Annotated in this window: 7 protein-coding genes; 2 read left to right on the top strand and 5 right to left on the bottom strand. The window is 39.3% G+C overall.

Translation table 11 applies throughout. The features are described from left to right. Positions 1 to 640: 640 nt before the first annotated feature. Positions 641 to 1,120 carry an RNA recognition motif domain-containing protein gene (locus tag C2M33_RS10775; RefSeq protein WP_105174436.1) on the top strand — a complete coding sequence of 160 codons (480 nt, stop codon included), beginning with the start codon at positions 641 to 643 and terminating at the stop codon, positions 1,118 to 1,120. Here C2M33_RS10775 and murI read toward each other — a convergent pair. After that, positions 1,083 to 1,877 (bottom strand): glutamate racemase, encoded by a 795-nt coding sequence (gene murI, locus C2M33_RS10770; RefSeq protein ID WP_105174435.1) that lies wholly within the window; start codon positions 1,875 to 1,877, stop codon positions 1,083 to 1,085. The genes C2M33_RS10775 and murI overlap by 38 nt on opposite strands. 65 nt (positions 1,878 to 1,942) lie before the next feature. Continuing rightward, the gene (locus tag C2M33_RS10765) at positions 1,943 to 3,061 is read right to left on the bottom strand and encodes a DUF5610 domain-containing protein (RefSeq protein ID WP_063701940.1); all 1,119 of its coding nucleotides are present in this window, start codon (positions 3,059 to 3,061) and stop codon (positions 1,943 to 1,945) included. Between the two features lie 164 nt (positions 3,062 to 3,225). Here C2M33_RS10765 and trmA point away from each other — a divergent pair, with 164 nt between their 5' ends. Continuing rightward, positions 3,226 to 4,323 carry a tRNA (uridine(54)-C5)-methyltransferase TrmA gene (trmA, locus tag C2M33_RS10760; RefSeq protein WP_105174434.1) on the top strand — a complete coding sequence of 366 codons (1,098 nt, stop codon included), beginning with the start codon at positions 3,226 to 3,228 and terminating at the stop codon, positions 4,321 to 4,323. A gap of 2 nt (positions 4,324 to 4,325) precedes the next feature. Here trmA and C2M33_RS10755 read toward each other — a convergent pair whose 3' ends face one another. The 3 genes from C2M33_RS10755 to C2M33_RS10745 are packed head-to-tail and all read right to left on the bottom strand — an operon-like array spanning position 4,326 to position 6,120. Continuing rightward, positions 4,326 to 4,781, bottom strand: coding sequence for a DUF523 domain-containing protein (locus C2M33_RS10755; protein ID WP_105174433.1), 456 nt, complete (start codon positions 4,779 to 4,781; stop codon positions 4,326 to 4,328). Positions 4,782 to 4,839: 58 nt separating this feature from the next. Further along, the gene (locus C2M33_RS10750) at positions 4,840 to 5,478 is read right to left on the bottom strand and encodes a thiol:disulfide interchange protein DsbA/DsbL (protein ID WP_105174432.1); all 639 of its coding nucleotides are present in this window, start codon (positions 5,476 to 5,478) and stop codon (positions 4,840 to 4,842) included. A gap of 18 nt (positions 5,479 to 5,496) precedes the next feature. Then, positions 5,497 to 6,120: a thiol:disulfide interchange protein DsbA/DsbL gene (locus C2M33_RS10745; RefSeq protein WP_063701930.1), complete on the bottom strand. Its 624-nt coding sequence runs from the start codon at positions 6,118 to 6,120 to the stop codon at positions 5,497 to 5,499. Between the last annotated feature and the right edge of the window lie 29 nt (positions 6,121 to 6,149).

Raw genomic sequence — 6,149 nt, 5'->3', positions numbered from 1 at the left:
GGCCTGCCGCCAGCGTTCAATCTGAGCCATGATCAAACTCTTCAATTAAAAGTTTTTTGAAACCGAAGTTTCGTGCTCAATGAATTCTGATTTTGATATCTTTCGATATCGAATTGACTATGAAGTCACTCAGTTACATTTGAGACTCTAAATTTGTTTGCGTCACTTAGTAAACTAAGCTTCGCTGTTAGAACTCAATCTGTACGAGTGCCCACACAGATGATTGCTTTATATTGTTAAAGAACGTTGCGACGTTGTCGCTAGGGATGCGTATAATACATCCTTAAATTTTCGAGTCAACACTTAATTTCAAACTTTCTTTCGATTATTTGAAACCGAAGCTTCACTTAACTCTCTGCTACGTTGTTCAGCGCCTTTCGTTGCTGCCCGCCGTGTCAGTGGGGTCGCATTATAGGGAGATCCAAAAACAGATCAACACTTTTTTTCGATCTTTTTACTGTTCGCTCAAAAAGCGAACTAAAATTACCGAAAACAGCAAAAACGGTCGCTATTATGGCTGTTTTTTAAGCCAATATTCATAATTTCATGCAAATTTCATTGCTATGTTCATTTAACTCGTTAAGATAGCAAGTTCACAATGTTAAATTAATGTTTATTTCTTGTTTATTGGTAGATCAAAATGAAATTACCCGATCAAAAATCTTTTCTTTTCTCAGTTATTCTTGCTGTTTTAGGTTTTGTGGTTGTTAAGTTTGCATTTGCAAGCTTGGCTTTGGACCCAGCATTACTATTTGGTGCAGGCTTATTAATTGGTGCTTTAGTTATTGCAGCACTTTCATCAACGTCAAGTGAGGAGGCCGAAGTAAAAACAAAAACACTTTATGTTGGCAACCTACCTTATCGTGCTAATGAAGGTGTTGTTCGTGCTTTATTTGAAGAGCAAGGCAAAGTTTTCAACGTACGTTTATTAAAAGATAAAAATACAGGTAAACGTCGTGGCTTTGGTTTTGTTGAAATGGCAGAAGCGGATGCAGATAACGCAATCAATCAATTAAATGATAGCGAGTTCCAACAACGTACTTTAAAAGTGCGTGAAGCAAAACAAAAACAAGAGAACGAGGCTAATGGTTTCCGTGAGGAATCTGATCAGTCAGCGTAATCAGCTCAACGCGTAATTGCGAATGACCTATAGGAGCCGTTGCATAGTAATGCAGCGGCTTTTTTTTATCGGTTGTAAAAGTAAAGCCTCGTAAAGTAATCAAACTTTCAACGCGCTTAGCAATAGCTTTACCTGAATCAATGAGTAATACCTGTTGTTTGAAGTAATCACTAATCGCGCTGGCGAGTAATGGGAAATGCGTACAACCAAGAACTAATACATCTATATCTTCTGCTATCGCTAAATCACTCAATACTTTCTCAAGCTTTGCTTTATTGATTTTCTGCGTATGAAATAGTGTTTCAGCAATTTCCACCAGCGCCGTTGATCCATATAAGCTAACTTGTGTGCCTTGGCTATGAGTACTAATTAAGTTTGCAGTGTAGCGACTCTTAATCGTCGATGGTGTTGCCAATAAGCCAATATGTTTACTCTTACTAATAGCGCACGCAGGCTTTATCGCAGGTACAACACCAACAACTTCGATATTTGTATAAGGGCGAATAGTTTCTAATGCAGAGGTAGAAGCGGTATTACAGGCAATAACTAGGATATCTACGTGTAAGTTTGCTGTTTCTATAAACTTTAGTAGTGCAAAAAGACGAGCGATGATCGTTTGCTGGCTTTGTGCGCCATAAGGCAATAAAGCATTATCCATAAAATAGCTATAATCAGCATCAGGGATCACAGCTTGGATCTGTTCTAGTACGGTTGTTCCACCTATACCTGAATCAAACACCATTATATGAACTGACAAACTGCTTACCTCGGATCATCAAAGGTCAGCAGTTTGCCATGTGGCTTAATAAAAAGAAAGAAGGACTACGCTTCTTCTTCTGTTGCCGAACGTAGCTTATTCATTTGCTCAAACATGGCTTTGGTATAATCTACCAACTTACTGACTTCTTCTTTATCTTGGTTTAACCATTGTAAGATGCCAGCTAGTTCATTTTGCAAACCAATATCGCCCGCTTTATTAAACGCCTGCTTCAAGTCGTCATTAAATGGCGCAATTTTCTCAGCAACTTCTTTTTCAGGGGCTGGTTTATATTCTTCATAGCCTTTAATAGCTGCCACTGTTTTGGTTTGTTTCAGATCCATCGTAAAGCCAACAAGTTGCTCGTTGCCTAAGTTCAACTCTTTAGCTTGTTCAAAGGCATCTTCTAATGAACCAGAGAAGAATGTCTCACTGACACTTTGTAAGTCTTCCATCAGTTCATTGATAGCTTGCTGCTCTTGCTCATTTAGATCGCCATTGACTGTCATCGAGAATGATAAGTCACGAGATTGAGACGATTCACTGACAAAGGCCTCGTTATCACCATTTTTGCTATAGCTGCTTGCTGACTTACTTTGATATGCATCTGCAAAACTAATACTCACTTCATCACCTTCAGCGGTGGTGAAGGTGTATTCAGCGTTATTACTTAAACTAATATACTGAGCTTGGCTTACTGAAACCGCATTCGGTTTAGGATTGAACAAGTCTTCCTCTAATTCATCAATACCTTTGTAGATACCTTCTTTAGACTTTTTGATCCCTTCTTCAATGTCATCGTTGAGAATGCCTGACTCTTTAAGCTCACCATACGCATCGTCGATGCCCATTTGCACACCTTTACGTGCATCACCTAGCATGCCTTTGAGTTTTTCATCATCAGCACCATCGGCTTTTGCTTTACGAAGTGCACCGCCAACAAAGTCGAGAACGTTTTTTACGATCTCTTCAAAGTCGAACAGCGGCTTATCTTTTTTCTCTTCGGCTTTAGGTAGGCCTAATGCCTCTGCAAGTTTATCATCAAGAACTTTTGCCGCGAGCTCACGACCGCGTTGTTGATAACTATCTTGACGATTTTGAATGGTAGGCTGTTGCAATGCCTGCTTGCCATTGTATTTATTCACATTTGTATTAGGCATATAGCCTAGGTTGCCAATTTTCATGATCCGACTCCATGTTATGGTTAACTCATTATCGGCCAAAAACCAAAGAACTTAAGTTTTTTGTATAAAAAAACGACACTAAAATAAATAACAAAACTAGACAAATCCTCAGCGCTCCCTACAATAGCGCCGTTATAAAGCTAAGAGATAAAAGGTAATCAGCCATGGCGGTTATAAAAATTGATACAACTCAATACGATGCACAATTGAGTGAGAAAGAGCAGCGCATCACCTCACAGTTTCGACGTTTTGGTGTCGAAAAATTAGAAGTGTTTGGCTCTGATCCTATTCATTACCGCCAACGTGCAGAGTTTCGAGTATGGCATGAAGGTGAAGACCTGTTTCACATCATGTTTGATCAACAAACTAAAGAAAAAATCCGCGTTGATGAGTTTGACCCTGCAGCACCTTTAGTAGGTGAAGTTATGCAAGCCATGATCGAAAACTTAAAAGGTAGCGAAGTTCTGCGCCGTAAGCTATTTCAAATCGATTACCTATCAAGTTTAAGTGGCGAAATCCTTGTTAGCTTGTTATATCACAAACAATTAGATGAGCAGTGGCTGCAAGCAATTAAAGAGCTTAAGGCAAAACTGAGCACACAGTTTAAAATTGATTTTATTGGTCGTGCTCGTAAGCAAAAAGAAGTGATTGGTAATGACTATGTTGTCGAGCGTCTTAACGTAAACGGTAAAGAGCTTATTTATCAACAAGTCGAAAATAGCTTTACGCAGCCAAATGCGAAAGTGAACATCAAAATGCTCGAGTGGGCACAAGCGCTTTGCCAACCACTTAGCAATGATTTACTTGAGCTATATTGTGGAAATGGAAACTTTTCTATTGCCCTTGCGGGTTCATTCGATCGCGTATTAGCTACTGAGATATCAAAATCATCGGTTTACTCAGCGCAATACAATATTGCACAGAACAAAGTTGAGAACTTAGATATTATTCGGATGTCGAGTGAAGAGTTCACTCAAGCGATGAAAGGTGAACGTACCTTCTCTCGTTTAGATGGCATAGATCTGAAAAGCTATAACTGCCAAACAATCTTGGTGGATCCACCACGTGCTGGCATGGACACGCTAACTTGTGACCTAGTTGCCAACTACGACAACATTATTTATATCTCGTGTAATCCCGATACCCTAGAGCGTGACCTTGATCACTTATGCAAAACCCATGAAGTAAAACGCTTTGCGATTTTTGATCAGTTCCCTTACACCCACCACATCGAATCAGGTGTGTTTTTACAACGCAAATAAAATTATTTCTCTGCCAGCGCAGCAAAAAGCGCTGGCAACTGCTGCTCACTGAAGACTTCTATATTGTTGTCGGTTAACAGTTTTGCAGTTAACCCCATCCCTGATATTTTCTTTCCTGAATGACTACCATCATAAATAGTATTGCGACCACATGATGGGCTTGATTCTTTTAATAATGCAAAATGAATACCCTGCTTTTTGCAAAGCTTAAGTGCTTGTTCTGCGCCATAAGCAAATTGTACTGTGACATCTTGCGCATCTTTGGTAAGTACTCTGCCCGCTTTAATTTCTGCAGGCGGCCTTGGTGTCGGTAAGCCACCAGCCACTTCAGGACAAAATGCAACGAGCCTCCCTTGCTGTTTAAGTGTTTCTAAGCCTGGATGAAGTAAATTTTGCGATTGCCCATCATAACGAACAGGGTTTCCTAACAAACAGCTTGAAACTAATAGTTTTTGCATTTTTCTTTACCAACAAAAAAGCTCCGCGAACGGAGCTTTTAATTAAATTTAATTGAGCTTATTTATCAGCTAGGTAATTAATTAAGTCTGCCATGCTCTTCGCATCGCTAATACCTGAATCCGCACCTAAGATTAGACGGTATTTACCGTTAACTATAAAGGTTGGAACGCCTTTTAGCGCACCTTTTTGTTGATAGTATTCTTGATCGCGAGTCATTTTAGACGCCATCGTGCGCACAGAAAAACTGTTGTAGTACTTATCAAAGTCTTCTGCTGTTACACCTTGTGCAACGAAGATGCCTTTCATGTCTGCCAGTTCATTAATACGTGCACGCTTAGTGTGAATATGATCAAACACAGCTGCAACTAACTTATCGCTATTTGGTAATACCGTTGCAGTTGCATAACCCTGTGCTAAAACAGTTTGGATTTCTGGATCGCGAGGGCCAACAAAATTTACGTGGCTCTTTTTAAACTTAACACCCTCTTTAAGCATCGTTTTAAGATCAGCAACGATAGGCTCAAATGTATTACAGTGCGGGCAATAGAATGAGAAGAACTCTTTTACTTCTGGCTTTTTAGAAGCGCGCGCATCAATCGTTTCATAATGCTTACCTTCTTCATATTGCGCTGCTGAGGCATTTGCCGCTAAACCTAGCGTGGCTGCCATTAATACAGCTTTTACTAATTTTATCATTACTTCATTACTCCGAAATTATTGTTTTAATAAAAATTCCACTAACTCATCAAGCATCTGCTGGCTTTTGATGGTATTTAAATTGATTTTATATTTATCATTGACGATAAAAGTAGGCACACCTGTTAAGGCACGCATTTGTGAATACTTTTCTTGTTTGTCTCGCATTGCTTGTTCAGCACTAATCACTGGCATGCTTGAAATTTCAGCATCAAACACGTCGTTGCTAATACCATTAGTCGCAAGTAATGCTTTTACGTCTTTCATATCTTTGAGTAAAGCGCGCTGTCTGTGGATGCTATTAAAAATTTGATCAGCAACTTGCTCACCTTTGCCATGTTGCTTAGCAATTAAGTAGGCATAGCTCAAGTTGCTTTGCGTTTCCTTAGACACACCACCTAAAAAGTTAACATGACTTTTTACAAATTCAGTCCCTTCAGGCAGGTTGGCAGATAATGCTTTTGCAACCGGTTCAAACTGAAAACAGTGTGGACAATAAAACGAAAAGAACTCGGTTACTTGAGGTGTTGCACTCTTTTCGGTTTTTAATACTTCGTATTGATTGCCTGCTTCAAAATCAGCTGCAAGAGCCGCAAATGGTAAACATAAAATGAGTAGACTTAACTTTAATTTTTTAAACATTGTTTTCTCGTCTTTCTTAACTTTTAAAA

Source organism: Pseudoalteromonas sp. T1lg122 (genome assembly GCF_002964825.1).
Lineage (GTDB): Bacteria > Pseudomonadota > Gammaproteobacteria > Enterobacterales > Alteromonadaceae > Pseudoalteromonas > Pseudoalteromonas gelatinilytica.
The sequence above is the reverse complement of the archived record's forward strand: the minus strand, read 5'-3'. Positions and strand labels throughout refer to the sequence as shown.

What these genes read in the sequence shown, in the direction of transcription:
- C2M33_RS10775 (WP_105174436.1), top strand. Translation starts at nt 641, where the DNA reads ATGAAATTACCCGATCAAAAATCTTTTCTTTTCTCAGTTATTCTTGCT.
- C2M33_RS10765 (WP_063701940.1), bottom strand. Translation starts at nt 3,061, where the DNA reads ATGAAAATTGGCAACCTAGGCTATATGCCTAATACAAATGTGAATAAA.
- trmA (WP_105174434.1), top strand. Translation starts at nt 3,226, where the DNA reads ATGGCGGTTATAAAAATTGATACAACTCAATACGATGCACAATTGAGT.
- C2M33_RS10755 (WP_105174433.1), bottom strand. Translation starts at nt 4,781, where the DNA reads ATGCAAAAACTATTAGTTTCAAGCTGTTTGTTAGGAAACCCTGTTCGT.
- C2M33_RS10750 (WP_105174432.1), bottom strand. Translation starts at nt 5,478, where the DNA reads ATGATAAAATTAGTAAAAGCTGTATTAATGGCAGCCACGCTAGGTTTA.
- C2M33_RS10745 (WP_063701930.1), bottom strand. Translation starts at nt 6,120, where the DNA reads ATGTTTAAAAAATTAAAGTTAAGTCTACTCATTTTATGTTTACCATTT.